Annotated in this window: 21 protein-coding genes; 13 read left to right on the forward strand and 8 right to left on the reverse strand. The window is 72.0% G+C overall.

Translation table 11 applies throughout. The features are described 5' to 3' along the window. Positions 1 to 46 precede the first annotated feature (46 nt). From JOD46_RS02180 to JOD46_RS02200, 5 genes are all read right to left on the reverse strand, one after another. A complete protein-coding gene (locus JOD46_RS02180; RefSeq protein WP_204391324.1) occupies positions 47 to 1180 on the reverse strand; it encodes a trans-sulfuration enzyme family protein in 1134 nt (377 codons plus the stop codon). A 238-nt stretch (positions 1181 to 1418) separates the two neighbouring features. Beyond that, positions 1419 to 1823: a PIN domain-containing protein gene (locus tag JOD46_RS02185; RefSeq protein ID WP_204391325.1), complete on the reverse strand. Its 405-nt coding sequence runs from the start codon at positions 1821 to 1823 to the stop codon at positions 1419 to 1421. After that, complete coding sequence (locus tag JOD46_RS02190) at positions 1820 to 2035, reverse strand: type II toxin-antitoxin system VapB family antitoxin (protein ID WP_204391326.1); 216 nt, start codon at positions 2033 to 2035, stop codon at positions 1820 to 1822. The genes JOD46_RS02185 and JOD46_RS02190 overlap by 4 nt, the downstream gene beginning before the upstream one ends. A gap of 186 nt (positions 2036 to 2221) precedes the next feature. Then, the gene (locus tag JOD46_RS02195; protein WP_204396144.1) at positions 2222 to 2539 is read right to left on the reverse strand and encodes a type II toxin-antitoxin system PemK/MazF family toxin; all 318 of its coding nucleotides are present in this window, start codon (positions 2537 to 2539) and stop codon (positions 2222 to 2224) included. A gap of 23 nt (positions 2540 to 2562) precedes the next feature. Next, complete coding sequence (locus JOD46_RS02200) at positions 2563 to 2799, reverse strand: hypothetical protein (protein ID WP_204391328.1); 237 nt, start codon at positions 2797 to 2799, stop codon at positions 2563 to 2565. Positions 2800 to 3597: 798 nt separating this feature from the next. Here JOD46_RS02200 and JOD46_RS02205 point away from each other — a divergent pair. From JOD46_RS02205 to JOD46_RS02225, 5 genes are all read left to right on the forward strand, one after another. Continuing rightward, positions 3598 to 4515 (forward strand): DNA-3-methyladenine glycosylase family protein, encoded by a 918-nt coding sequence (locus tag JOD46_RS02205; RefSeq protein ID WP_204391330.1) that lies wholly within the window; start codon positions 3598 to 3600, stop codon positions 4513 to 4515. A 17-nt stretch (positions 4516 to 4532) separates the two neighbouring features. Next, complete coding sequence (locus JOD46_RS02210) at positions 4533 to 5015, forward strand: GNAT family N-acetyltransferase (RefSeq protein ID WP_204391332.1); 483 nt, start codon at positions 4533 to 4535, stop codon at positions 5013 to 5015. 119 nt (positions 5016 to 5134) lie between these two features. Then, positions 5135 to 5974: a universal stress protein gene (locus JOD46_RS02215; protein WP_204391334.1), complete on the forward strand. Its 840-nt coding sequence runs from the start codon at positions 5135 to 5137 to the stop codon at positions 5972 to 5974. 4 nt (positions 5975 to 5978) lie between these two features. Continuing rightward, positions 5979 to 7415 carry an MBL fold metallo-hydrolase RNA specificity domain-containing protein gene (locus JOD46_RS02220; RefSeq protein ID WP_204391335.1) on the forward strand — a complete coding sequence of 479 codons (1437 nt, stop codon included), beginning with the start codon at positions 5979 to 5981 and terminating at the stop codon, positions 7413 to 7415. After that, on the forward strand, positions 7412 to 7846 hold the full coding sequence (locus JOD46_RS02225; RefSeq protein ID WP_204391336.1) for a pyridoxamine 5'-phosphate oxidase family protein: 435 nt from the start codon (positions 7412 to 7414) through the stop codon (positions 7844 to 7846). Before JOD46_RS02220 ends, JOD46_RS02225 begins: the two co-directional genes overlap by 4 nt. A 41-nt stretch (positions 7847 to 7887) precedes the next feature. Here the strand turns inward: JOD46_RS02225 and JOD46_RS02230 are convergent, their stop codons facing one another. Continuing rightward, complete coding sequence (locus JOD46_RS02230) at positions 7888 to 8772, reverse strand: carbohydrate kinase family protein (RefSeq protein WP_307834872.1); 885 nt, start codon at positions 8770 to 8772, stop codon at positions 7888 to 7890. A 69-nt stretch (positions 8773 to 8841) separates the two neighbouring features. Then, entirely contained in the window at positions 8842 to 9867 is a 1026-nt protein-coding gene (locus tag JOD46_RS02235) for a LacI family DNA-binding transcriptional regulator (protein ID WP_204391337.1), read from the reverse strand. Positions 9868 to 10156: 289 nt separating this feature from the next. Between JOD46_RS02235 and JOD46_RS02240 the strand changes: the two genes are divergently transcribed. From JOD46_RS02240 to JOD46_RS02275, 8 genes are all read left to right on the forward strand, one after another. Beyond that, a complete protein-coding gene (locus JOD46_RS02240) occupies positions 10157 to 11470 on the forward strand; it encodes an ABC transporter substrate-binding protein (RefSeq protein ID WP_204391338.1) in 1314 nt (437 codons plus the stop codon). A gap of 34 nt (positions 11471 to 11504) precedes the next feature. Next, positions 11505 to 12473 (forward strand): carbohydrate ABC transporter permease, encoded by a 969-nt coding sequence (locus JOD46_RS02245; RefSeq protein WP_204391339.1) that lies wholly within the window; start codon positions 11505 to 11507, stop codon positions 12471 to 12473. Then, positions 12470 to 13330 (forward strand): carbohydrate ABC transporter permease, encoded by an 861-nt coding sequence (locus JOD46_RS02250; RefSeq protein ID WP_204391340.1) that lies wholly within the window; start codon positions 12470 to 12472, stop codon positions 13328 to 13330. Before JOD46_RS02245 ends, JOD46_RS02250 begins: the two co-directional genes overlap by 4 nt. Next, positions 13330 to 15783, forward strand: a complete 2454-nt coding sequence (locus JOD46_RS02255; protein ID WP_204391341.1) for a glycoside hydrolase family 2 protein — start codon at positions 13330 to 13332, stop codon at positions 15781 to 15783. The genes JOD46_RS02250 and JOD46_RS02255 overlap by 1 nt, the downstream gene beginning before the upstream one ends. Beyond that, on the forward strand, positions 15780 to 16778 hold the full coding sequence (locus JOD46_RS02260) for a glycoside hydrolase family 113 (RefSeq protein WP_417281509.1): 999 nt from the start codon (positions 15780 to 15782) through the stop codon (positions 16776 to 16778). Before JOD46_RS02255 ends, JOD46_RS02260 begins: the two co-directional genes overlap by 4 nt. After that, positions 16775 to 17734: a BadF/BadG/BcrA/BcrD ATPase family protein gene (locus JOD46_RS02265; RefSeq protein ID WP_204391342.1), complete on the forward strand. Its 960-nt coding sequence runs from the start codon at positions 16775 to 16777 to the stop codon at positions 17732 to 17734. Before JOD46_RS02260 ends, JOD46_RS02265 begins: the two co-directional genes overlap by 4 nt. Before the next feature lie 30 nt (positions 17735 to 17764). Further along, complete coding sequence (locus tag JOD46_RS02270; RefSeq protein ID WP_204391344.1) at positions 17765 to 20686, forward strand: glycosyl hydrolase; 2922 nt, start codon at positions 17765 to 17767, stop codon at positions 20684 to 20686. Between the two features lie 84 nt (positions 20687 to 20770). After that, the gene (locus tag JOD46_RS02275; RefSeq protein ID WP_204391346.1) at positions 20771 to 21766 is read left to right on the forward strand and encodes an acetylxylan esterase; all 996 of its coding nucleotides are present in this window, start codon (positions 20771 to 20773) and stop codon (positions 21764 to 21766) included. Positions 21767 to 21775: 9 nt separating this feature from the next. On the opposite strand, the gene JOD46_RS02280 is transcribed toward JOD46_RS02275, so the two are convergent. Beyond that, positions 21776 to 21988 (reverse strand): hypothetical protein, encoded by a 213-nt coding sequence (locus tag JOD46_RS02280; protein WP_204391348.1) that lies wholly within the window; start codon positions 21986 to 21988, stop codon positions 21776 to 21778. Between the last annotated feature and the right edge of the window lie 86 nt (positions 21989 to 22074).

Here is a 22074-nt window from a genome sequence, read left to right on the forward strand (position 1 = left end):
AACGGGCGGGCAGGGGGTTGACCGGGCGCGCGGGGCGTCGTCCGCGTCAGTCGACCGCGATCGGGGGCGCGGCGGCGTGGAGCGCCTGGTCGAGGTCGCGCACGAGGTCGTCCGCGTGCTCGAGCCCGACCGAGAGGCGCAGCAGCCCGTCGGGGATCGTCTCAGCCTCGGCCGGCCAGCGACGGCGTCGCTCGAGTTGCGACTCGACCCCGCCGAGGCTCGTCGAGTGCACCCACACCCGGGTCGACTCGGCGACCCGCTCCGCGGCATCCGCCCCGCCCGTGACGACGATCGAGATGATCGCGCCGAAGCCCGGGTAGCGCACCTCGTCGAGCGCGGGGTGGCCGGTCAGGCGTTCGACGAGCGCCTGCGCCGTCGCCTGGGCGCGCTCGAGCCGCACGGGGAGCGTGCGCAGTCCGCGGAGGGCGAGGAAGCTCTCCATCGGGCCCGGGATGGCGCCGTGCAGGCGCCTCCGGCCCTCGATGCGGTCGCGCAGAACAGTGTCGCGCGCGATCACGGCGCCCATGATGACGTCGCTGTGGCCCGAGATCGACTTGGTCGCCGAGTGCACGACGAGGTCGGCGCCCGACTCGAGCGGGCGCTGCAGGAGCGGAGTCGCGAACGTGTTGTCGACCGCGAACAGCGCACCCGCCGCGCGCGCGGCGCGACCGATCGCGTCGAGGTCGGCGACCTCGAGGGCCGGGTTGGTGGGCGACTCGATCCAGACGAGGTCGGCGCCGACCGCGGCATCCGTCACGGCTTTCGTGTCGGTCACGTCGACGTATCGGACGGTCGCGTCGCGCGTGGCGGCGAGGTCGTCGAGCAGCCCGATGGTGCCGGTGTACGAGTGCCGCGGCGCGACGACGGTGCCGCCGGTGGGCACGAGATCGAGCACGGCCGAGATCGCGGCCATGCCCGACGCGAACGAGACGCATGCTCCGCCTTCGAGGGCGCCGAGGGCCGCTTCGAACGCCGCCCATGACGGGTTGCCGTAGCGGCCGTAGGCCGCCGGCCCACCCGCGTGGTAGGTCGACGAGAGGTGCACGGGCGTGCTCATCGGCGCGTCGGGCTCGCGGGCGGGCCGGCCCACGTGCACGGCGAGCGTGTCGGGGTGCAGGCCGTCGTGCGCCTCGTCGTGCGCGGTGTCCTGCGCTGCGGATGTCTCGTGCTCGGCGGTCATGCTCGTGCTCCTCGATTCGCGGGCCGTCCTTCGATCCTCGCGCATCCCGGCGTGCGCGGGTCGACGCGGATGGTGATCCGCGACGGGCGCCTCGGGCGCCTCGGACGCCTCGGGCGCCTCGCGCGCAGTCCTGAACCACGCGCCGACGCGGTCGGCATTGCGCACATCAGGATCGTCGAGGGCCGGAGGACTCCACGTCGGGATGACGCGTAGCGGACAAGACAGCCCTGGCCATCGATCAGGCTGGAACGTACTCCTGTCGGACTCCGCCGTCGGTAGCGAGTTCGACGTACCCGAAGTCGCGGTCGGAGTTCAGGATCACGGCATCATTGACGACGGCATAGGCGGCGATGAGGCAGTCGAATGCTGCTGCGGCGCGGATGAGTCCCTTGTCCCAGAGTGCCTGCTGGATGTCGAGGGCGTCCTGCTCGTCGGGGTGCTCCCACGCCGGGAGCAGCTGTTCCATGTCCTCTCGGAGCTCGGCGTACTCGCGGGGATCCCTCGCCGAGTGGCAGTACTCGAGCACCTGGGGAGGGCAGGTGATGATGAGGTGGTTCGGCGACAGTGCTCTGAGCCTGTCGGCGATCGCCGCGCTCGTCCCGGCCCGCTGCCAGATGCTGTTGTCGACGAGATACGTCGTCACGTGGGCGTCACCGTCGGCGCGATGGTCGGCGCGTCGATCTGGTCGGGTTCGAACCTGCGCCCGATGATGCGCTCGACGGCAGCCGGTTGACGGCGAACGGCGATCAGCGTGCGCAACGCGAGGTCAACGGTCTCGCGATTGGAGGAAGTGCCGGCCAACTCCTTGGCCTGCCTCAGCTCGTCGGGATCGATGTCGATGGATGTGACGGCCATGGCGCCTCCCTCGGTTCTATATATACCATTATATAAGCCGGATGTCGGCGTCGGTACAGCTGTTCACATAGCCGCACTCGAACCGACCCTCAGGGTGCGCCGCTCGGCCAAGGGTCGGCCGGCGGCGCACCGACGATCCCTCAACGCGACGTGTCGGCCGCCGATCATGTCGGGTGCCGGACGTGTTCAGAGGTCGAGGAAGTCGCCGAGCCACATCCGCACGGCTGCGAGGCAGTCGCTGGATACCTGACCCGAGACCTTCGTGAGCCGGTCACGCGAGAGGGTTCGCGGTTGCTCGGTCATGATCCATGACGGCCGATCGAGACCGATATGCCCGTCGACCCGGACGTGGTTGGGCCATCCGCGATCAGTGGTTGTGATCGGCAGCACGATCGCGAGGGTCGTGACCGCGTCCAGGTATCCGGCCGAGGCGATGACCAGCACGGGACGGTGTCCACCCTGCTCCCGATCACGAACCGGCTCGAGCGATGCCCAAGCGATCATGCCGGGGGCGAGTTCCGCCTCGGTCACGACTGGGCGTCAGCCAGCTCGGTGCGCTCCCAATCCGCCGACTCCTGAGCGTGCGAGTCGGCCTGCTCGGCCGCCGATGCGGAGACCGCCGCCTTCAAGGTGCTCAGCCGCCACCTGCGGTCCTCAGCGTCCGCGAGGTGCGCGAGGTGCGCGCCCAGGGTGAGTCCGTCGCGCGCCGCCTGCTCCTTGAGGCGGTCGCGGAGTTCATCGCTCACCTTGATCGTCGTAGTCATACTTCGAGTATACCGTCGGGCTGACACGAGCCGGTTCCCCTATCGTGGGCGCGGTGAGAAGGCGGCTCGCCGTCGTTTTCGGCGAGCATCCCCGAGGGGTCTCGAGCACGCGCGCCGGGCACCAGAAGTTCTGGCAGACGTTTTCGGCGCGTGATTTCGCGGCGTGTCGTCCGAGCCGATCACATTCGCGGTCGTCGACGAGCGGGCACTGTGTGCGTTGACGGCGCGTCGGCCGCGGCTGCGTCGGCTCGCCACCCAGATTCAGCACCTTTCACGAGAGCAGGCAACGGCCGGCACCGCCCGATAGGCGGTCCCCAATCAGATCCACTTCCGAAGGTGTGGACGGTTACTGCGGGTAGGCGACAGTCGACACCCGCAACGACTGCCGTAACGTACTTCGGCCGCCCGAAAGCCGGTCGATCATCGGGCGGCCATCCTCGGCGAGATGTGCCGCACAGCCTCGATCGACTCAGTGCCCGGATGACCCGCCCGATGAACCTGCCCGCTAAGGGACCCCACCTGCGACAGCGTGACTGTCTCGTAACCCATGGGATTCGAGGCGTCTCGACCGAGGCTCGGACCCCGTCAGTGCACGGCCGAGCTGCAGGTGAGTTTCGGCGACAGGCGAGTCTCGCAACGATGTGTCGCAACCCGGTGATCGCATCGGCCCAGTCGAGGTCGGATACGAGACACCTGGCGTGACGCCGGGTCGACCAGGGCCGTCCGGAAACGACTGCGCCGAGCACCCGCGCGCGAACCGGCAGCGCGCGTGACGGCGGCAGGGCGCACACTGGAGGGGTGACCCCCGACGATGCGCTCGACTGGCGCGCCCCGCACGAGACGCACGTCGTGTCGACGCTCGGCGTGCTGCGGCGCGGCCCGGGCGACCCGACGTTCGCGCTCGCGGCGGATGGCGCGGTGTGGCGCACGACGCTGACCGACGAGGGCGCGGCGACCATGCGCGTCCTCCAGCGCGGGCCCGATCTCGTGCGGGTCGAGGCCTGGGGCCCGGGTGCCGGCGCGGCCGTCGCGCTCGCGCCGTCGATGCTGGGCGAACGCGACGACACCACCGGCTTCCGCACCGGCCTCGACGTGCTCGACGACGCGCATCGCCGCAACGCCGGATGGCGCGTGGCCCGCACGGCCCGCGTCATGGAGTCGCTCGTGCCCGCCATCCTCGAGCAGAAGGTCATCACGCTGCAGGCGCACGCGTCGTGGCGGCGGCTCGTGCAGAAGTTCGGCTCCGCAGCACCCGGCCCGGTGCCGCGACCCATGCGGGTGGTACCGTCGGCGGGCGGATGGCGCGCCATCCCGGTGTGGGAATGGCATCGCGCCGGCGTCGACCCGAAGCGCGCCGCCACGATCCAGCGCGTCGCCGCCTCCGCCGAACGCATCGAGGAGGCGGCCGAGTTCTCGCACGCCGACGCCGCCGCACGGCTGACGTACTTCCCGGGCATCGGCGCGTGGACCGCCGCCGAGGTGGCGCAGCGCGCGCTCGGCGATCCCGACGCGGTCTCGCTCGGCGACTACCACCTCGCGAACTACGTCGGTCACGCCCTGCACGGCCGTGACATGACCGACGACGAGATGCTCGACGCGCTCGCGCCCTGGGCCGGGCAGCGCTACCGCGTCATCCGCCTGCTCATGGCCGCGGGGCTCCGCGGCCGACCGCGCCGCGGCGCCCGCATGGCGTTCGTCGACCACACCGGGTACTGACCACGAAGGAGGAGCCGATGGCGGGCGAGCCGGGAACCAACACCGTGAGGGACGCCGTGGCGGATGACGCGGGCACCGTCGGTCGCCTGCTGTACGACTTCAACGTCGAGTTCGAGAGCCCGACGCCCGACGCCGAGACGTTCGCACGACGTTTCAGGCCCCTGCTCGACCGGCCAGACGTGATCGTCGCCCTCGCCGAAGGCGAGACCGGCGAGCCGACCGGGTTCGCGTACCTCACGCTTCGCCCGACCCCGTACTACGACGGACGGCTCGCCCAGCTCGAGGAGCTCTACGTCGTGCCCGGCCTGCGCGACCGGGGCATCGGCACGGCGCTGCTCACGCACGCGATCGACGGGGTCCGCGCGCGCGGCGCCCACGAGGTGCACATCAACGTCGACGAGATCGACGCCGACACCCGCCGGTTCTACGAGCGCCACGGCTTCCGCAACATCGAGCCCGGAACGGACTACCGCATGCTCTGCTACATCCGCGAGCTCTGAACGACGGCCCGCGCGACCCGCGCGGGCCGCCCGAGTGACCTTCGGCCCACCGCCCGATGCGCCCCTCCGCGAGGCTGGCATCACGGCCCCCGTCCGGGTGGCCGGACGAAGGGGTGATCGTGGTGTTCACGCAGATCGTGGTCGGGTGGGACGGATCTCCGAACGCCGAGGCGGCCCTGCGCTGGGCGCTCGCGCGCGGGGGCGACGCGACGATCGCGCTGATCCAGGTCGTCCCCGGCAGCAACGAGTCCAGCGAGTACCTGCGCGCGACCGGCGACCTCTCCGCGGCGCGCGTCGACCTCATGGACCGCGCGCAGCAGGCGCGCGCCGAGCACCCCGGGCGGACCATCACCACGCACACCCTCCACGGCCGGCCCGACAAGGAGCTCGGCGCCCACCTCGACCACGACACGCTGGTCGTCGTCGGCACCACCGCGCACGGGCGCGAGACGGCCTGGACGCTCGGCGCGCGACTCGCGGGCCGTCGCGGACAGGGCAGCGTCGCGGTCATCCCGCCCGACTGGGATGCCACGAGGCGGTCCACGGTCGTCGTCGGTGTCGACGGGTCGGCCGAGTCGATGGCCGCCATCCGGGTCGGTTCCGAGGAGGCGCAGCGATCGGGGCAGTCGCTCGAGCTGGTGCACGCCTGGGTCGTGCCGACGAGCTGGAACTCGGCGTACGTCGAGTACCTCGGCGACGTCGAGCTGATGGAGGAGATGCGCCGCGACGTCCTCGATGAGGCCATCGAGTACGCGCGATCCATCGGCGCCGAACCGACCGGACGCCTCGAGCGCGGCGGACCGGCGCCCGTGCTCGCCGAACTCAGCGAGCGTGCGAGCCTCGTGGTCGTCGGCAGCCACGCCACGGGCGGCATGGCGCGATTCCTGCTCGGATCGGTCAGCCACGACCTGCTGCTCACGGCCGCGGGTCCCGTCATCGTCGTCAGCGACGTCGAGTGACGCCATGAGCCAGGCGAGCCTCCGGTTCCTCGGCGCCGCCGACACGGTCACCGGATCGCGGTACCTCGTCGAGACCGGCGGGGGAGCGCGCGTGCTCGTGGACTGCGGGCTGTTCCAGGGCTACAAGGTGCTCCGCGAGCGCAACCGGCGCCCGTTCCCGGTCGCCCCCGAGACGATCGACGCCGTCGTCCTCTCGCACGCGCACCTCGACCACTCGGGATACCTTCCCGCCCTCGTGCGCGACGGCTTCGCGGGGCGCATCTGGGCGTCGCCCGGCACGATCGAGCTCTGCCGGATCATGCTCGAGGACAGCGCGTACTTGATGGAGGAGGAGGCCCGCCACGCGGCATCCCGCCACTGGTCGACCCACGCCCGACCCGAGCCGGTCTACACGTCCGATGACGTGCGGGCGACGCTCCCGCACTTCCGCGAGCTCGGCTTCGACGAGCATCGCGAGGTCGCGACGGGCGTCGACGTGCGGCTCACCCACGCCGGGCACATCCTCGGCGCGGCCCAGGTGCGGCTGCAGACGGACGGCGCGCAGCTGCATTTCACGGGCGACCTCGGCCGCGCGTCCGATCCGCTCATGCGCCCGCCCGAGCCGCTCGAACCGTGCGACCTGCTCGTGACGGAGTCGACGTACGGCGACCGGCTGCACTCGGACGAGGACCCGGCCGACCGGCTCGGCGAGGTCATCCGCCGGGTCACCCACAAGGGCGGCGTGGTGCTCATCCCCGCGTTCGCGGTCGGCCGCACCGAGACCGTGCTGCTGCACCTGTCGCGGCTGCGCGACCGCGACCTGCTGCCCGATGTGCCGATCTACCTGAACAGCCCGATGGCGGTGGACGTCGCCGAGATCTACGAGCGGTACCCCGAGGAGCACCGGCTCGACGCCGCCGAGCTCGAGCGGATGTACCGGCTCGCCACGCGCATCACCACCGTCGACGACTCGAAGCTGCTCAACCTGCGCGGTGGGCCGATGGTGATCATCTCGGCGAGCGGCATGCTCACGGGCGGGCGGATCCTGCACCACCTGACGGAGTACGGACCCGATCCCCGCAACGCCGTCGTGCTGACGGGTTTCCAGGCCGGCGGCACGCGCGGCGCCGCGCTCGCCTCGGGCGAGCGGATCCTGCGGATCTTCGGCGAGGACGTGCCGATCCGCGCCGAGGTCGTCGAGATCGGCAGCATGTCGGCGCACCCCGACGCCGACGAGCTCATGCGATGGCTCGGCGCCGCGCCATCCGCCCCCGCCGCGACCTACGTCACGCACGGCGAACCGCACGCCGCCGACGCCCTGCGCGCGCGCATCAAGCGCGAACTCGGCTGGGAGGTGCGCGTGCCCGACCAGTCCGAGCGCGTCCCGATCGGCGGGCGCGAGGACCCGCTCCTCGGCGCCGCCCCCGCCAGCGACCGAACCGGAACGAGGAGGACCCCATGAACGGACAGGACGACGACCGCCCGCCGACACGCGAACTCAGCGAGGAGGAGTGCTGGCGCCTCATCGAGGCCGCGCCCTACGGCCGGATCGCGGCCGCGGCCGGCGGCGAGGTCGACATCTTCCCGGTGAACCACAAGGTCGACGTCGGCCCCGACGGGCATGCGATCGTGTTCCGGACCGCGCCCGGCACGAAGCTGCTCGAGCTCACCATCCACGCCAACGTCGCGTTCGAGGTCGACGGGCACGACGAGGGCGCCGCCTACAGCGTCGTCGCGAAGGGCCGGGCCCGGCAGCTCGAACGCGACAGCGAGATCGAGCGGGTCGCCGGCCTCGGCGTCACGCCGTGGGCGCCCGAGCCCAAGGACCGGTGGGTGCGCGTCGACGTGACCGAGGTGGGCGGCCGCTCGTTCCAGCGGAGGCAGCCGGAGTAGCCCGGCCGCGCAGCGCCCCGCTGCGCTCGCGTCGACCGCGCCTACTCGACGGCCGTGACGAGGGCGTCGAGCGTCGCGTGCAGGTGCCGGGTGCCGAGCACGGATGCCGCCTGCCGGGCGCCGAGTTCGAGCGCTTCCTCGATCCCGGCCCCGTTAAGCGTGGCGTGGAGCACGCCCGACATGAACGCGTCGCCCGCGCCGTTCGTGTCGACGACCTCGACCGGGACGGCGTCGACGCGGTGCTCCGACGCGCCGCCGCCGTCGAGGGCGCTGAGCGCCACGGCGCCCTCGGCGCCGAGCGTGCACACGACGAGCCGGGCGCCCTCGTCGATGCAGTGGCGCATGAACGGCAGCGGGTCGCCGCCGATGCGGTCGGCGTTCATGAAGATCGCCTCGGCGGCGTCGATGAACGGCCGGTGGAACTCGGCCGTGCCGTCGTAGTCGTGGATGTCGGTCCACACCGGGCGCCCGCTCGCCCGCGCGTCGGGGATCATCCGCCGGGACCGTTCCGAGAGGTCGAGCACGATCGCGGCCGCGCCCTCCATCTCGGCCTCGAGGCGCGCGTCGTCGCTCGACGGCGCGTCGTCGGGGGTCGACAGGTAGAGCGAGACGCGCTCTCCGTGCGGGGTCATGAGGTTGAGGTGCCGCTCGGTGCGTGCGCCGTCGACGACGTGGAGCGCGAGGCCGGGAACCCGCTCGAGGATGCCGCGCAGGCGTTCGCCGTCGGCATCCGGGCCCATCAGCGTGAACAGCTCGACCTCGCGCCCGAGCGCGGCGAGCCCGAGCGCCTTGCCGGCGGACGTGCCCCCGACGGTCTCGTAGTCGCCGAGCGCGAACTGCATGTGGGGCACGGGGTCGGGCAGGTGCTCGAGCAGCACGATCCGGTTCCATGACGCCGGCCCCGAGATGACCACCTTGCCGCTCACACCGTCTCCTCATCCGCCGCGTGCGTCACGGCAGGTTCCATCCTGCACCGGATGGCGCGGCCGCGCGCCCTACCCGTGGGAGGGCTCGGCGGGCGGGCGCTCGCCGCTCCCGCGTTCGACGAGCCAGGTCGGCAGCTCGACCTGCCGCGTGAACCCGGTCGGCTCCTCGATGCGCTCGAGCGCGAGCCGCGCCGCGTCGCGGCCGAGCTCGACGGGGTCGTACGAGATCACGCTGATGCCCATGACGTCGGCCGTGTCGAAGTCGTCGAAGCCGATGAGGGCCATCGCGTCGGCGTCGCCGTGCGCCGTGAGCGCCCGGAGCGCCCCGATCGTCATGCGGTTGTTGCCCGTGATGAGCGCCGTGGGCGCGTCGTCGCCCGAGATCAACTCGAGCACGGTCTGCTCGGGCGCGACGGTGCGGTCGTCGACGAGGCGCTCCCAGCGCGCGGTGTCGTGGACGCCGGCCTCGGCCATCGCCGCGCGGTACCCGGCGACGCGCTCGCCCTGGGTGTACACGGCCGCCGGGTTGCAGGCGTAGCCGATGCGGCGGTGGCCGAGCTCGAGCAGGCGGCGGGTCGCCTCGTACGCGCCGCGACGGTTCTCGAGCACGAGCGCGTCGGCGACGAGGTTGCGCGCGGGACGGTCGATCGCGATGACGGGCGTGCCGAGGTGGCGCTCGCCCTCGAGGTAGGACTGGTCGTCGGCGACGGGGATCAGCAGCAGGGCGCCGACCCGCTGCGCGAGCAGCGCGTCGACCACGCGTTCCTCGCCGTCGGGGGTGTCGTCGGTGGTCGCGACGAGCAGGGCGTAGCCGTTGGCGGCGAGTTCCTGCTCGATCCCCGCGGCGACCTTGTAGTAGAACGGGTTGCCGAACTCGCCCATGACGAACCCGATCGTGTTCGTCGCGCCGCCACGGCGGAGGCTGCGCGCGAGCGAGTTGGGCCGGAACCGCAGGCGCTTCGCGGCGGCGAGCACGCGCTCGACGGTCTCGGGCGCGACGACCTCGCGGTTGGAGAAGACGCGCGAGACGGTCTTGGCGCTGACGCCGGCGAGTCGTGCGACGTCGTCGAGCGTCGCCCGCTGCTGCACGGTCATCCGGGCCCCTTCGTCTCGAATGGGGTCAGCTTAGCAATCGGCGCGACCAATGTCCATCGAACGACATTCTTGGGACATTCATGAGGCGTTCCGCTCTGATATTGGCGAGAGAAATGCTGGTCAAACCATGGTTATACAGTCTGTGAACCGATTGGACAGCCGAGGACAGCGTTGACATCAGCCCCTTGCAGAGCCCGCGACCGACCCCTACTCTGGGCACCGCACGCCCCCCGCCCGGCACGGCGGGAGAGGCCCCAGTTCAAGGGTGAACCTGACAAGGAGCAAGCACATGGCAAAGAAGGCATCGGCGGGGATCGCACTCCTCGCCCTGGCGGGGCTCGCGCTCAGCGGATGCTCGGCCCGCGGCGCCGACGCGGCGGACAACACGATCGACGGCGAGGTGAAGGGCGACCTCAAGGTCATCACGTGGCGCACCGACCTCGTCGAGGACGGCACGTTCGACGACTACGTGGCCGAGTTCGAGAAGCTCTACCCCGACGTGAAGGTCTCGGTCGAGGGCATCACCGACTACGAGGGCGAGATGAAGACCCGCCTGAGCTCGACCAACTACGGCGACGTCATCGGCATCCCCACGATGCAGCCCAGCCAGTTCGAGCAGTTCCTCGAACCGCTCGGCGAGAAGTCGGACTTCGAGGACACCTACCGGTTCCTGAACACCCACTCCTACGAGGGCACCCAGTACGGCCTCGCCGTCGGCGGCAACGCGAACGGCGTGCTCTACAACACGCGGGTCTTCGAGGAGGCCGGCGTGACCGAGCTGCCGACGACCGAGGCGGAGTTCCTCGACGCGCTGCAGGCCATCAAGGACGAGACCGACGCCATCCCGCTCTACACGAACTACAAGGAAGGCTGGCCGCTCACGCAGGCCTTCAGCAACCTCGGCTCGGTCACGAACGACCCCGACGCCGGCATCCACATGGCCAAGGACCCGGCGCCGTGGACCAAGGGCACCGACGTCTACGCCATCGACTCGCTGCTCTACGACGCGGTCGCCGCAGGCCTGACCGAGGAGGACCCGCTCACGACCAACTGGGAGCAGTCGAAGGTCGACATCGCGACCGGCAAGATCGGCGCGATGACGCTCGGATCGTGGGCCATCTCGCAGATGCAGGCCGCCGCCGAGGAGAACGGCGCATCGGCCGATGACATCGGCTACATGGCGTTCCCGGCGGAGGCCGACGGCACCCAGTACGCGGTCATCGGCGGCGACTACAACCTCGGCATCAGCAAGCACTCGAAGTCGAAGGCCGCGGCATGGGCGTGGATCCAGTGGTTCCTCCAGGACTCGGGTTTCACGCAGGACCAGGGCATGATCTCGACGGTCGCCGCCGAGGAGCTTCCCGCGAACCTCGCCGGGTTCGACGAGGCCGGCGTCGAGCTCATGGAGACCAACCCCGCGCCCGCCGGCGAGGAGAGCCTGCTCAGCGACGTCTCGAACGACTCGCAGATCGACCTCTGGGGCCCGATCTACCGCCAGAAGCTCGTCGACATCGCGCGCGGCGCCGCCGACGGCGACAAGGAGAGCTACTTCGCCGAGCTCAACGAGCGCTGGGGCGCCTCGGTCGAGAAGCTCGCGCAGTAGGCGACGTCCGACCAGGACGACGAAAGGCACCATCATGGCGATCACGGCATCGGGACCCGCGGCAGCGGACACCGTCGCCGTCGTCACGGCAACGGAGGGGCGCCCCGCGCGGCGCCCCTCCGGGGCCGGTCTCCGACGGCGGTTCCCCGGGCGGCTCACGCCGTACCTGTTCCTCGCGGCGGCCGTCGGGCTGCTCCTGCTGCTCACGTACTGGCCCGCGGCGAACCTGTTCTACTACAGCTTCACCGACTGGGACGGGCTCGACCAGACCAAGAACCTCGTCGGGTTCGACAACTACGTGCAGGTCTTCACCGACCCGCGGATCTTCTCGGTCTTCGGCGTCAGCCTCTACTACTTCGCGGCGTCGTTCGTGCAGATGGGCCTCGCGCTGTACTTCGCGACGATCCTCAGCTTCAGCACGCGGTTCCAGAACCTCTTCCGCGGCATCCTGTTCTTCCCGTACCTGATCAACGGGGTCGCGATCGGGTTCGTGTTCCTCTACCTCTTCCAGCCCGGCGGCACGCTCGACACGGTGCTCTCGTGGTTCGGCGTGACCGACCCCCCGCAGTGGCTCGGCGACCCCGACATCGCGAACTGGTCGCTCGCGGGCACGAGCGTGTGGCGCTACATGGGCATGAACTTCGTGCTGTTCCTCGGTGCGATCCAGTCGCTCCCGGGTGAGCTGTACGAGGCCGCCGAGCTCGACGGCGCGAGCCGCTGGCAACAGTTCTGGGCGATCGTGGTCCCCGGCATCCGCCGCGTCATCGGCCTGTCATTCATCCTCGCGATCGCCGGGTCGCTCAGCGTCTTCGAGATCCCGTTCATCATGACGGGCGGCGCCAACGGCACGTCCACGTTCGTGATCCAGACGATCCAGACCGCGTTCAACTTCCGCCAGGTCGGCCTCGCCTCGGCGATGGCGGTCGTGCTGCTCATCATCGTGCTGCTCGTCACCTGGCTGCAGCGCCGGCTGTTCCCCGACGAGAAGGTGGACCTGACGTGACGACCACTGCATCCGGCCCCCGGCTGGGGGCGATCCGCGCCCGCACGATCTCGGCGAGGACGGCCAAGTACCTGAGCCTCGTGATCGCCGCGGTGTGCACGCTGCTGCCGCTGGTCACGGTGCTCTTCGCGAGCCTGAAGACCAAGCAGGAGTACGGGGCGACCGGGCCGCTCACGCCGCCCGAGAACTGGCTCAACCTCGAGAACTTCGCGATCGCGTTCGACAGCGGCGAGATGCTCCAGGGGTTCGTGAACACGGCGATCGTGCTCGCGGTCTCGCTCGCGGGCACCATCTTCATCGGCACCATGGCCGCCTACGCGCTCGACCGGTTCGAGTTCCGCGGCAAGAAGCTCGTCATGGCGCTGTTCCTGATCGCGACGCTCATCCCGAGCGTGACGAGCCAGGTGGCGACGTTCCAGGTGATCAACGGGCTCGGCCTCTACGACACGAAGGCCGCGCTGATCCTGCTCTTCATGGGCACCGACATCATCGCGATCTACCTGTTCATCCAGTTCATGCAGTCGATCCCGGTCTCGCTCGACGAGGCCGCGATGATCGACGGCGCGAACCGCTGGACGATCTACTGGCGCGTCGTGCTGCCGCTCCTCAAGCCCGCGATCGCGACCGTCGTGATCATCAAGGGCATCGCCATCTACAACGAGTTCTACTCCCCCTTCCTCTACCTGCCGTCGGAGGACCTGATCTCCACGTCGCTGTTCCGCTTCAAGGGCCCGTTCGGCTCGCAGTGGGAGATCATCTCGGCCGGCACCCTCATCGTCATCATCCCCACCCTCATCGCCTTCCTGCTGCTGCAGCGCTGGATCTACAAGGGCCTCACCTCCGGAGCCGTGAAGTAATGACATCCGAACCCGTCCGCACCGAGCTCCACGCGGGCTGGACCCTGCGCGCCGCAGGCGGCCCTGCGCCCGAACCGATCGCCGCGGCGGTCGTGCCGGCCGCGGTGCCCGGCTGCGTGCACACCGACCTGCTGGCCGCCGGCCTGATCCCCGATCCGTTCCTCGACGACCACGAGGCGCTGCTCGCGTGGATCGGCCGCGTCGACTGGACGTACGCGACGACCTTCGACTGGCGGCCCGACGGGCACGAGCGCCACGACCTGGTGTTCGACGGGCTCGACACCGTCGCGCGCGTCACGCTGAACGGCCGCGTGGTGCTCGAGTCGGCGAACCAGCATCGCTCGTTCCGCGTCGACGTGCGCGACGTGCTCGTCGACGGTGCGAACACGCTCGAGGTCGCGTTCCGCGCGCCGGTGCCGTACGCCAACGAGCAGAGCCTCGCGCTCGGCGCGCGGCCGCGGCCCTACCCGCTGCCGTACGAGGCGATCCGCAAGTCGGCGTGCAACTTCGGCTGGGACTGGGGCATCGCGACCTTCACGAGCGGCATCTGGCGACCGGCGCGGCTCGAGTCGTGGTCGGTCGCCCGCATCGCCGAGGTGCGCCTGACGGCGACGCCGCAGGCCGGCGGCGGCCGACTCGACGCCGAGGTCGTGATCGAGCGGGCGGATGCCTCGGGGCCGGCCCTCGTGCTGTCGGTCGAGATCGACGGCCGGCGCGCCGAGGCCGAGGTGCCCGAGGGCGCCGACCGCGCCCGGGTCGGCGTCGACGTGCCGGGCGCGGAGCTGTGGTGGCCGGTCGGGCACGGCGCGCAGCCGCGGTACGACGCGCGGTTCGCCGTGCGCGCCGACGCGGGCGAGGCGGATGCCGCAACCCGCCGCGTCGGCTTCCGCACCGTGCGGTGGGACACGGAGCCCGATGCCGAGGGCACCCCGTTCACGCTGGTCGTGAACGATCGCCCGATCTTCGTGAAGGGCGTGAACTGGATCCCCGACGACGCGCTGCCCGTGCGCGTGGATCGCGCGCGGTACGAGCGGCGCCTGCGCCAGGCGGTCGCCGCGAACCTCAACCTCGTCCGCGTCTGGGGCGGCGGCATCTACGAGTCCGAAGACTTCTACGACCTCTGCGACGAGCTCGGCCTGCTCACCTGGCAGGACTTCCTGTTCGCGTGCGCCGCGTACCCCGAGGAGGAGCCGCTGCGCGGCGAGATCGAGGCCGAGGCGCGCGAGCAGGTCGTGCGGCTGTCGTCGCATCCGTCGCTGGTGCTGCTGACCGGCAACAACGAGAACCTGTGGGGCTACGAGGACTGGGGCTGGAAGGTCGCCCTCGACGGCCGGACCTGGGGCGCGTACTACTACCACGACCTCCTCCCGCGACTCGTCGCGGAGCTCGCGCCCGCCGTGCCGTACGCCCCCGGCAGCCCGTTCAGCCCGGGCGGCGAGCACCCCAACGACGAACGCCACGGCTCGATGCACCTCTGGGAGCAGTGGAACCGCCGCGACTGGACGACCTACGGCGAGCACCGGCCGCGGTTCGTCGCGGAGTTCGGGTGGCAGGGACCGCCCGCGTGGTCGACGCTCGTGCGTGCCGTCTCCGACAATCCGCTCACGCCCGAGTCGCCCGGCATGATCGTGCACCAGAAGGCCATGGAGGGCAACGCCAAGCTCACCAACGGACTGCTTCCGCACTTCCGCGTGCCCGGCGACATGGAGACGTGGCACTGGGCCATGCAGCTGAACCAGGCGAACGCCGTGCGGTTCGCGCTCGAGCACTTCCGCTCGTGGGCGCCGCACACGATGGGCGCCGTGGTGTGGCAGCTCAACGACTGCTGGCCGGTGACGTCGTGGGCCGCGATCGACGGCGACGAGCGCCTGAAGCCGCTGTGGCACGCGATCCGCGCGGCGTTCGCTCCCCGCGTCGTGACCGTGCAGCCGCGCGGCGACGGGCTCGCGGCGGTGCTCTGCAACGACACCGACGAGCCCTGGACCGGCGACCTCGCGCTGCGCCGCGTGCGCTTCGACGGCGCCGTGCTCGCCGAGCACGCCGTGCCGTTCGAGATCGCCGCGCGCGGCCGGCTCACCGTGCCGATCGACGCCGAGCTTGCTCGCGCGGGCGACGTCGCGGCCGAGCTCCTCTCCGCGACGGCGGGCGACGAGCGGGGCCTCTGGTTCTTCGCCGAGCCGCGCGATTCCGCACTCGAACCGGCCGAACTCGAACTCGAGACCACGGCGGTCCCGGATGGCACCGAGGTGCGCGTCACCGCGCGCACCCTCGTGCGCGACCTCGCGCTCCTCGTCGACACGGTCGACCCCGCGGCCTCGACCGAGGACGGGCTCGTGACCCTGCTCCCCGGCGAGTCCGCGACGTTCCACGTGCGGCACGCCGCGCCGATCGACGCGGCCGCGCTCGCCGGCGCGCGCGTGGTCCGCACCGCGAACGAGCTGGTCGCGCGATGAGCGCCGAGGTGACCGCGCCCGCGGCGACGCGCGACGCGGCATCCGTCTCGGACGCACTCGGCCCGTACGTCGCGGGCATGACCTGGGGATGGACCGGCGTGCGCGGCACGTGGTCGACCCCTGCGGCCGTCGACTCGATGCGGCGCATGGCCGAGCACGCGGTGAACTGGACGGCGATCGCCTACGCCGCGGTGCAGGCCACGGCGCAGTCGACCGAGGTGCCGTTCCGCGAGGCGCCGACCGTCACCGACGACGAGGTCGTGTGGGCGATCCGCGAGGCCCGGTCGCACGGGCTGCGGGTCTGCCTCAAGCCCGTCGTGAACGTGGCCGACGGCACCTGGCGCGCGTACATCGGCTTCTTCGACCAGGACGTGCCCGGCGAGCCGAGCTGGGGCGAGTGGTTCGCGTCGTACCGCGAGTTCATCCTGCACGCGGCCCGCCTCGCCGAGGCCGAGGGGTGCGAGATGCTCTGCATCGGCTGCGAGATGGTGCGCGCCGACGCGCGCGAGGCCGACTGGCGCGCGCTCGTCGCCGACGTGCGCGAGGTCTACTCGGGCCTCGTCACCTACAACTGCGACAAGTACCAGGAGGACCGCCTCGGCTGGTGGGACGCGGTCGACGTGATCAGCTCGAGCGGCTACTACCCGATCGACCGGTGGGAGGCCGAGCTCGACCGCATCGAGGCCGTCGTCGCGGCATCCGGGAAGCCGTTCGTCTTCATGGAGGCCGGCTGCCCCTCGCGCACCGGCTCGGCCGACCGGCCGAACGACTGGGCCCGGCCCGGCGACCCGTCGGGCGCCGAGCAGCTGCGCTACTACGAGGCGATGTTCGCCGCGTGCGACGCCCGGTCCTGGATGCGCGGGTTCGTGCTCTGGGACTGGCCTCCCGTGCTCTACGACGAGGCCGATGCCGCGTCGAACGACGACTACTGCGTCTACGGCAAGCCCGCCGGGGCGTACGTGGCATCCGGGTTCCGAGCACGGGTGGGCGCGTGAGCGCGACGGCCGGGCGACTCGCGATCGACGCGGGCCAGACCGGGATCAAGGTGCGCCACGTCGCCGGCGGTGCGATCGGGGAGTGGGCCGAGCCCGGCATCCGCACCGACCTGCCGCTGCTGCCGCAGCTGACCGGCGTGCTCGAGCGCGCGCTCGACGCCGGCCGCCGGTTCGACACCGTGGGACTCGGCGTCTCGGGGCTCGTCTCGGGCGACGCCGAGGCTGCGCACCTGCTCGCGGTCGCCTCGCGGCACGGCGTGCGCGCGGTGCACCTCGCGCACGACTCCATCACGGCGTTCCTCGGCGCGCTCGGCGACGAGCGCGGCGCGGTCGTCGCGTCGGGCACCGGCGTGGTCACGCTCGCCGTGGGCCGCACCGAGGTCGCCCGCGTGGACGGCTGGGGCTACCTGGTCGGCGACGCCGGCAGCGGCTTCTGGATCGGCCGCGCCGCGCTCGACGCCGTGATGCGCGCGCACGACGGGCGCGGCGCGCCGACCACGCTGACCGACGTCGTCCGCGCGGAGTTCGCCGACCTGGAACGCGCCTACATCGAGCTGCAGGGCGACCCCGAGCGGGTCGGCCGGATCGCCGCGTACGCGCGCGCGGTCTCGGCCGCGGCCGACGCGGGCGACGCGGTCGCCCGCGAGATCCTCGCGCGCGGCGGGCGCGAGCTCGCGAGCTCGATCGTCGCGGGTCTCCGGCGCGTGGGCGAGGCGGATGGCGCGCTCCCGCGGGTGCGCGGCATCGGCGGCGCGTTCGGGGCGGCCGGACTCGCTCGCGCGTTCGCCGACGCCGTGCTCGAGGCACTGCCCGCGGCCGAGGTGCGCATCGGGGAGGCCCACCCGCTCGACGGCGCCGCCGCGCTGCCCGACGTGGCACCCGGCAGCGCGCTCGCGGCGCACGTCTCGACCGCGCGCGTGGGCTCGGCCCGCGTGCCGGCCGCGCTCACGACCTAGCACCAGCCCACACCCGACGAAGGGGATTCGATGAATCGCACCACGACACGCCTCCGCCGCGCGCTCGTCACGACCGTCGCCGCGTTCGCGACGCTCGCGGCGACCGCGCTCGCCTCCGCCCCGGTCGCCGCGTCGCCCCTGCGCGCCGCGCCGGTCGAGCCCACGTCGTCGAGCGTCGACCTCGTCGACGCCGACGCCACCCCCGAGACGCGGAGCCTCTTCGCGTACCTCCGCGACGTCCGCGGGCAGGGGATCCTGTTCGGCCACCAGCACGCGACCGACTACGGCGAGTCGTTCGCGGAGCGCGACGGGGTCGCGGCCGACGTGCTCGCGGCGACGGGCGACTACCCGGCCGTATTCGGGTTCGACACCCTCACGATCGAGGGCCGCGAGCGACCCGGGCTGCCCGAGAACACGCGCGAGGAGAACGCGCTGCTGCTCGCCGACGGCATCCGGGAGGCGACCTCGCACGGCGCCATCAGCACGCTGAGCATGCACATGGAGAACGTCGTCACGGGCGACAGCTTCTACGACACCACCGGCGACACATTGCGCGCCGTGTTGCCGGGCGGATCGCACCATGACGACCTCGTCGCCTACCTCGACCTCGTCGCGCTGACTGCCCACAGCGCCGTCGACGACGACGGGAACGCGATCCCGATCGTGTTCCGGCCGTGGCACGAGAACGCGGGCTCGTGGTTCTGGTGGGGCGCCTCGTTCGGCAGCCCGGGCGAGTACGCCGAGCTGTTCCGCTTCACGGTCGAGTACCTCCGCGACGTGAAGGACGTGCACAACCTCCTCTACGCGTTCTCGCCCGGCGGCGGCTTCGGCGGCAGCGCCGAGCAGTACCTGCGCACGTATCCAGGCGACGACTTCATCGACGTGCTCGGCTTCGACGTGTACGACGCGTCGGCCTCGCCGACCTTCCTCGCCGGGCTCGTCGACGACCTCGGCATGGTCGCGGGCCTCGCCGACGAGCGCGGCAAGATCAGCGCCCTCACCGAGTTCGGCATCACGGGCGGTGTGCAGCCCGACGGCTCGAACAGCAACCTCGAGTGGTACACCGACGTCCTCGACGCGATCACGAGCGACCCGGCGGCGTCGCGGATGGCCTACATGCTGACGTGGGCGAACTTCGGCGGCACCACGTCGCCCTACACGCCCGTCGACGGTGAGATGCTGCCCGACTTCCTCGCGTTCCACGACGACCCGATGACCGTCTTCGCCCCCGAGGTCGAGGGCGCATTCGACCGCGTGACCGAGCCCGTCGCCGCGCGCCCGGTCGTGCACCTCGCGAGCCCGGCCGACGGGTCGCGCGTCGCGGCGAGCCCCGTGACGCTGCGCGCGACCGTCGACGTGCCGGGCGCCGAGCGCGCCACCCTGATCGTCGACGACGCGGGCACCGCGGTCGAGCTGACCGCGCCCGCCGACGGCGGACTCTGGTGGACCGGCACGTGGGAGCTCGCGCCCGAGGAGCTCGACAACTCGACGCGATCGCTGACGCTCGAGGTCGTCGGGGGAGGCTCGGTCGCGTACTCCGTCCCGGTCTCGGTCGTCGTGGGCCCGCGGCCCGAATTGCCCGCCGGGGTGGTCGACGACTTCGAGGGCTACGGCGACGACACGGCGCTGCGCAGCGAGTACGTGCAGTTCAACGCCAACACGATCGGGCTCGCGCGCTCGGCCGACGGGGCGGCGGTGGGCGACGGCGACCAGGCGCTGCGGTTCGACTACTCGTTCGCGACCCAGTCGTACACGGGCGTCGGCCGGCAGGTCGCCGGCGACTGGTCGCCGTTCTGGGACTTCGAGGCCTGGGTGGATCCGGATGCGTCGGGCAACCGGCTCGTCCTCCAGGTCATCGCCGACGGCGTCGCGTTCGAGGCGTACCCGTCGCTCGCGGGCGACGAGCCGTACCTCGCCACGATCCCGTTCGCCGACTGGCGTCCCGCGCCGTGGGACACCGCGCACGCCGACCGGCGCCTCGACGAGGCCACGCGCGCGAAGATCTCGCAGTTCAACGTGTACGTCAACGCGGCCGACGGCGGCGCGACCTCGGGCTCGCTCGTGCTCGACGGCCTCCGCGCGGTGCCGGGCACGCCCCCGCCGCCGGTGTACGCGGACGTGCCGCGCAGCGACCCCGACTACGCCGCCATCGCGTGGCTGCACGACGAGGTCGTCGACCTCGGCGACGCGAAGGGCCGCTTCCACCCGAACCGCGCCATGGGTGCCGACGAGGCCGAGGCGGCGCTGCGCGCGTACCTGCCGGGCGCGGAGACCGACCTGCCCGACGAGCTCACGCGCGCGGCGCTCGCCGAGCGGCTCTGGCGCCTCGCGGGCGCGCCCGAGCCCGCCGCGCCGGCGGCCTTCGCCGACGTCCCCGCGAGCTCGAGCGCCGCCGACGCCGTGGCGTGGGTCGTCGAGCAGGGCGTGATCGCCCCCGCGTCGGGGACGCGCTTCGGCGTCGACGCACCGGTCAAGCGCGACCAGTTCGCGCGATACCTCTTCGCGTTCGACGCCGTGCCGCGGCCTGTCGACCCCGTGGTGCTGTTCGACTTCGCGTCGGGTGCCGACGGGTGGGCCGTCGCGAGCTGGGAGTCCGACCCCGGCACCGCCGTCGGCCGCGACGGGCGGCTCGTGGTCGACGCCGGCCCGGGCGGCGACTGGGTGAGCTCGTCGGGCTCGCTCGACCTCACGGGTCGCACGGCGCTGCTGCTCGACGTCCCCGCGACCACGGGCTTCGACGCGAAGGCGGCGCTGCAGCTCGGCTCGTCGTGGACGTGGTGCGAGACCGGGCAGACCGGATGGGTCCAGGACCCGCGCACGGGTGCCGAGGCCGTCGCGATCGACCTCACGACGCTCAGCGCCGAGTGCGCGGCCATGCTGGGCGACGTGCGCGGCATCAACGTGTTCCTCAACGAGGGTCACCACGAGCTCGACGCGATCGGCGCCCGATGAGACCGATGGTGACGACGCGCGCGCGGCGCACCCCCGGGATGCGGCACACTACGAGGACCCGCCGCCCCACGAGAGGAGACGCGCGTGCCGCGATTCGACCTGCCCGCCGATGAGCTCCGGACCTACCGGCCCGAGGTCGCCGAGCCCGACGACTTCGACGAGTTCTGGGCGTCCACGCTGGCCGAGTCGCGTGCGCTCGCCGAGCCGCCGCGGCTGACGCGCGTCGACTCGCCGCTCGCGCTCGTCGACGTGTTCGACGTCGAGTTCTCGGGCTACGCGGGCGACCCGGTCAAGGGCTGGTTCCTCGTGCCGGCCGGCGCGACCGGTCCGCTGCCCGCGGTCGTCGAGTTCAACGGGTACGGCGGCGGCCGCGGCCTGCCGCACGAGCGGCTCGGATGGGCCGCCGCCGGGTACGCGTACTTCTTCATGGACACGCGCGGCCAGGGCAGCGCGTGGGGCACGGGCGGCGGCACGCCCGACCCGCACGGGACGGGGCCCTCGTTCCCCGGCTTCATGACCCGCGGCATCCACGACCCCGCCGAGTACTACTACCGGCGCGTGTTCACCGACGCCGTGCTCGCGATCGACGCGGTGCGCTCGCTCGACGTGGTCGACGCGTCGCGCGTCGCGGTCGCCGGCGGATCGCAGGGCGGCGGCATCGCGCTCGCGGCGGCCGGCCTGGTCGACGGGCTCGTCGGCGCGATGCCCGACGTGCCGTTCCTCTGCCAGTTCGAGCGGGCCGTGGGCCTGACCGACCGCGACCCCTACAACGAGATCGTGCGGTTCCTCTCGGTGCACCGCGATGCGGCGCCCACCGCGTTCCGCACGCTGTCGTACTTCGACGGCGTGAACTTCGCCAAGCGCGCCACGGCGCCGGCGTTCGTCTCGGTCGCGCTCATGGACCCGATCTGCCCGCCGTCGACCGTCTTTGCGATGGCGAACCACCACGCGGTCGGGGCCGAGGTCGTCGAGTACGCGTTCAACGAGCACGAGGGCGGGCAGGGCGTGCACTGGCAGCGCCAGGCCGAGTGGCTCGCGGCGCGGCTCGCCGCGGGCTCGGGCGAGGCCACGGCCGCCTGAGGCCCGGGCTCAGCGGTCGGAGAACTGCTCGAGCTCGTCCTCACCGACGGCGATGCCGGCCTCGCTGAGCCGCTGGCGCAGCAGCTCGGCCTCGTCGTGCGCGTGTCCCAGCCGCACGTCCTCGCGGACCTGCTCGAGGATCCCGCGGATCTGCTCGGTGCGGGTCGCCTCCGTGGCGCCGTGCTCGATCGGCGCGTCCTGGAAACCGGGGTCGTCGGCCATGGTCACTCCCTCCAACGGCGCCGGGTGGGGCGCCACGCCCGATGCTTCCCGACCACGCCGCATCCGTCGAGGCGTTGACAGGGCGG

The organism is Agromyces aurantiacus, from assembly GCF_016907355.1.
Classification (GTDB): Bacteria; Actinomycetota; Actinomycetes; order Actinomycetales; family Microbacteriaceae; genus Agromyces; species Agromyces aurantiacus.

What these genes read in the sequence shown, in the direction of transcription:
- JOD46_RS02180 (WP_204391324.1), bottom strand. Translation starts at nt 1,180, where the DNA reads ATGACCGCCGAGCACGAGACATCCGCAGCGCAGGACACCGCGCACGAC.
- JOD46_RS02190 (WP_204391326.1), bottom strand. Translation starts at nt 2,035, where the DNA reads ATGGCCGTCACATCCATCGACATCGATCCCGACGAGCTGAGGCAGGCC.
- JOD46_RS02195 (WP_204396144.1), bottom strand. Translation starts at nt 2,539, where the DNA reads ATGATCGCTTGGGCATCGCTCGAGCCGGTTCGTGATCGGGAGCAGGGT.
- JOD46_RS02200 (WP_204391328.1), bottom strand. Translation starts at nt 2,799, where the DNA reads ATGACTACGACGATCAAGGTGAGCGATGAACTCCGCGACCGCCTCAAG.
- JOD46_RS02210 (WP_204391332.1), top strand. Translation starts at nt 4,533, where the DNA reads ATGGCGGGCGAGCCGGGAACCAACACCGTGAGGGACGCCGTGGCGGAT.
- JOD46_RS02220 (WP_204391335.1), top strand. Translation starts at nt 5,979, where the DNA reads ATGAGCCAGGCGAGCCTCCGGTTCCTCGGCGCCGCCGACACGGTCACC.
- JOD46_RS02225 (WP_204391336.1), top strand. Translation starts at nt 7,412, where the DNA reads ATGAACGGACAGGACGACGACCGCCCGCCGACACGCGAACTCAGCGAG.
- JOD46_RS02235 (WP_204391337.1), bottom strand. Translation starts at nt 9,867, where the DNA reads ATGACCGTGCAGCAGCGGGCGACGCTCGACGACGTCGCACGACTCGCC.
- JOD46_RS02240 (WP_204391338.1), top strand. Translation starts at nt 10,157, where the DNA reads ATGGCAAAGAAGGCATCGGCGGGGATCGCACTCCTCGCCCTGGCGGGG.
- JOD46_RS02245 (WP_204391339.1), top strand. Translation starts at nt 11,505, where the DNA reads ATGGCGATCACGGCATCGGGACCCGCGGCAGCGGACACCGTCGCCGTC.
- JOD46_RS02255 (WP_204391341.1), top strand. Translation starts at nt 13,330, where the DNA reads ATGACATCCGAACCCGTCCGCACCGAGCTCCACGCGGGCTGGACCCTG.
- JOD46_RS02260 (WP_417281509.1), top strand. Translation starts at nt 15,780, where the DNA reads ATGAGCGCCGAGGTGACCGCGCCCGCGGCGACGCGCGACGCGGCATCC.
- JOD46_RS02270 (WP_204391344.1), top strand. Translation starts at nt 17,765, where the DNA reads ATGAATCGCACCACGACACGCCTCCGCCGCGCGCTCGTCACGACCGTC.
- JOD46_RS02280 (WP_204391348.1), bottom strand. Translation starts at nt 21,988, where the DNA reads ATGGCCGACGACCCCGGTTTCCAGGACGCGCCGATCGAGCACGGCGCC.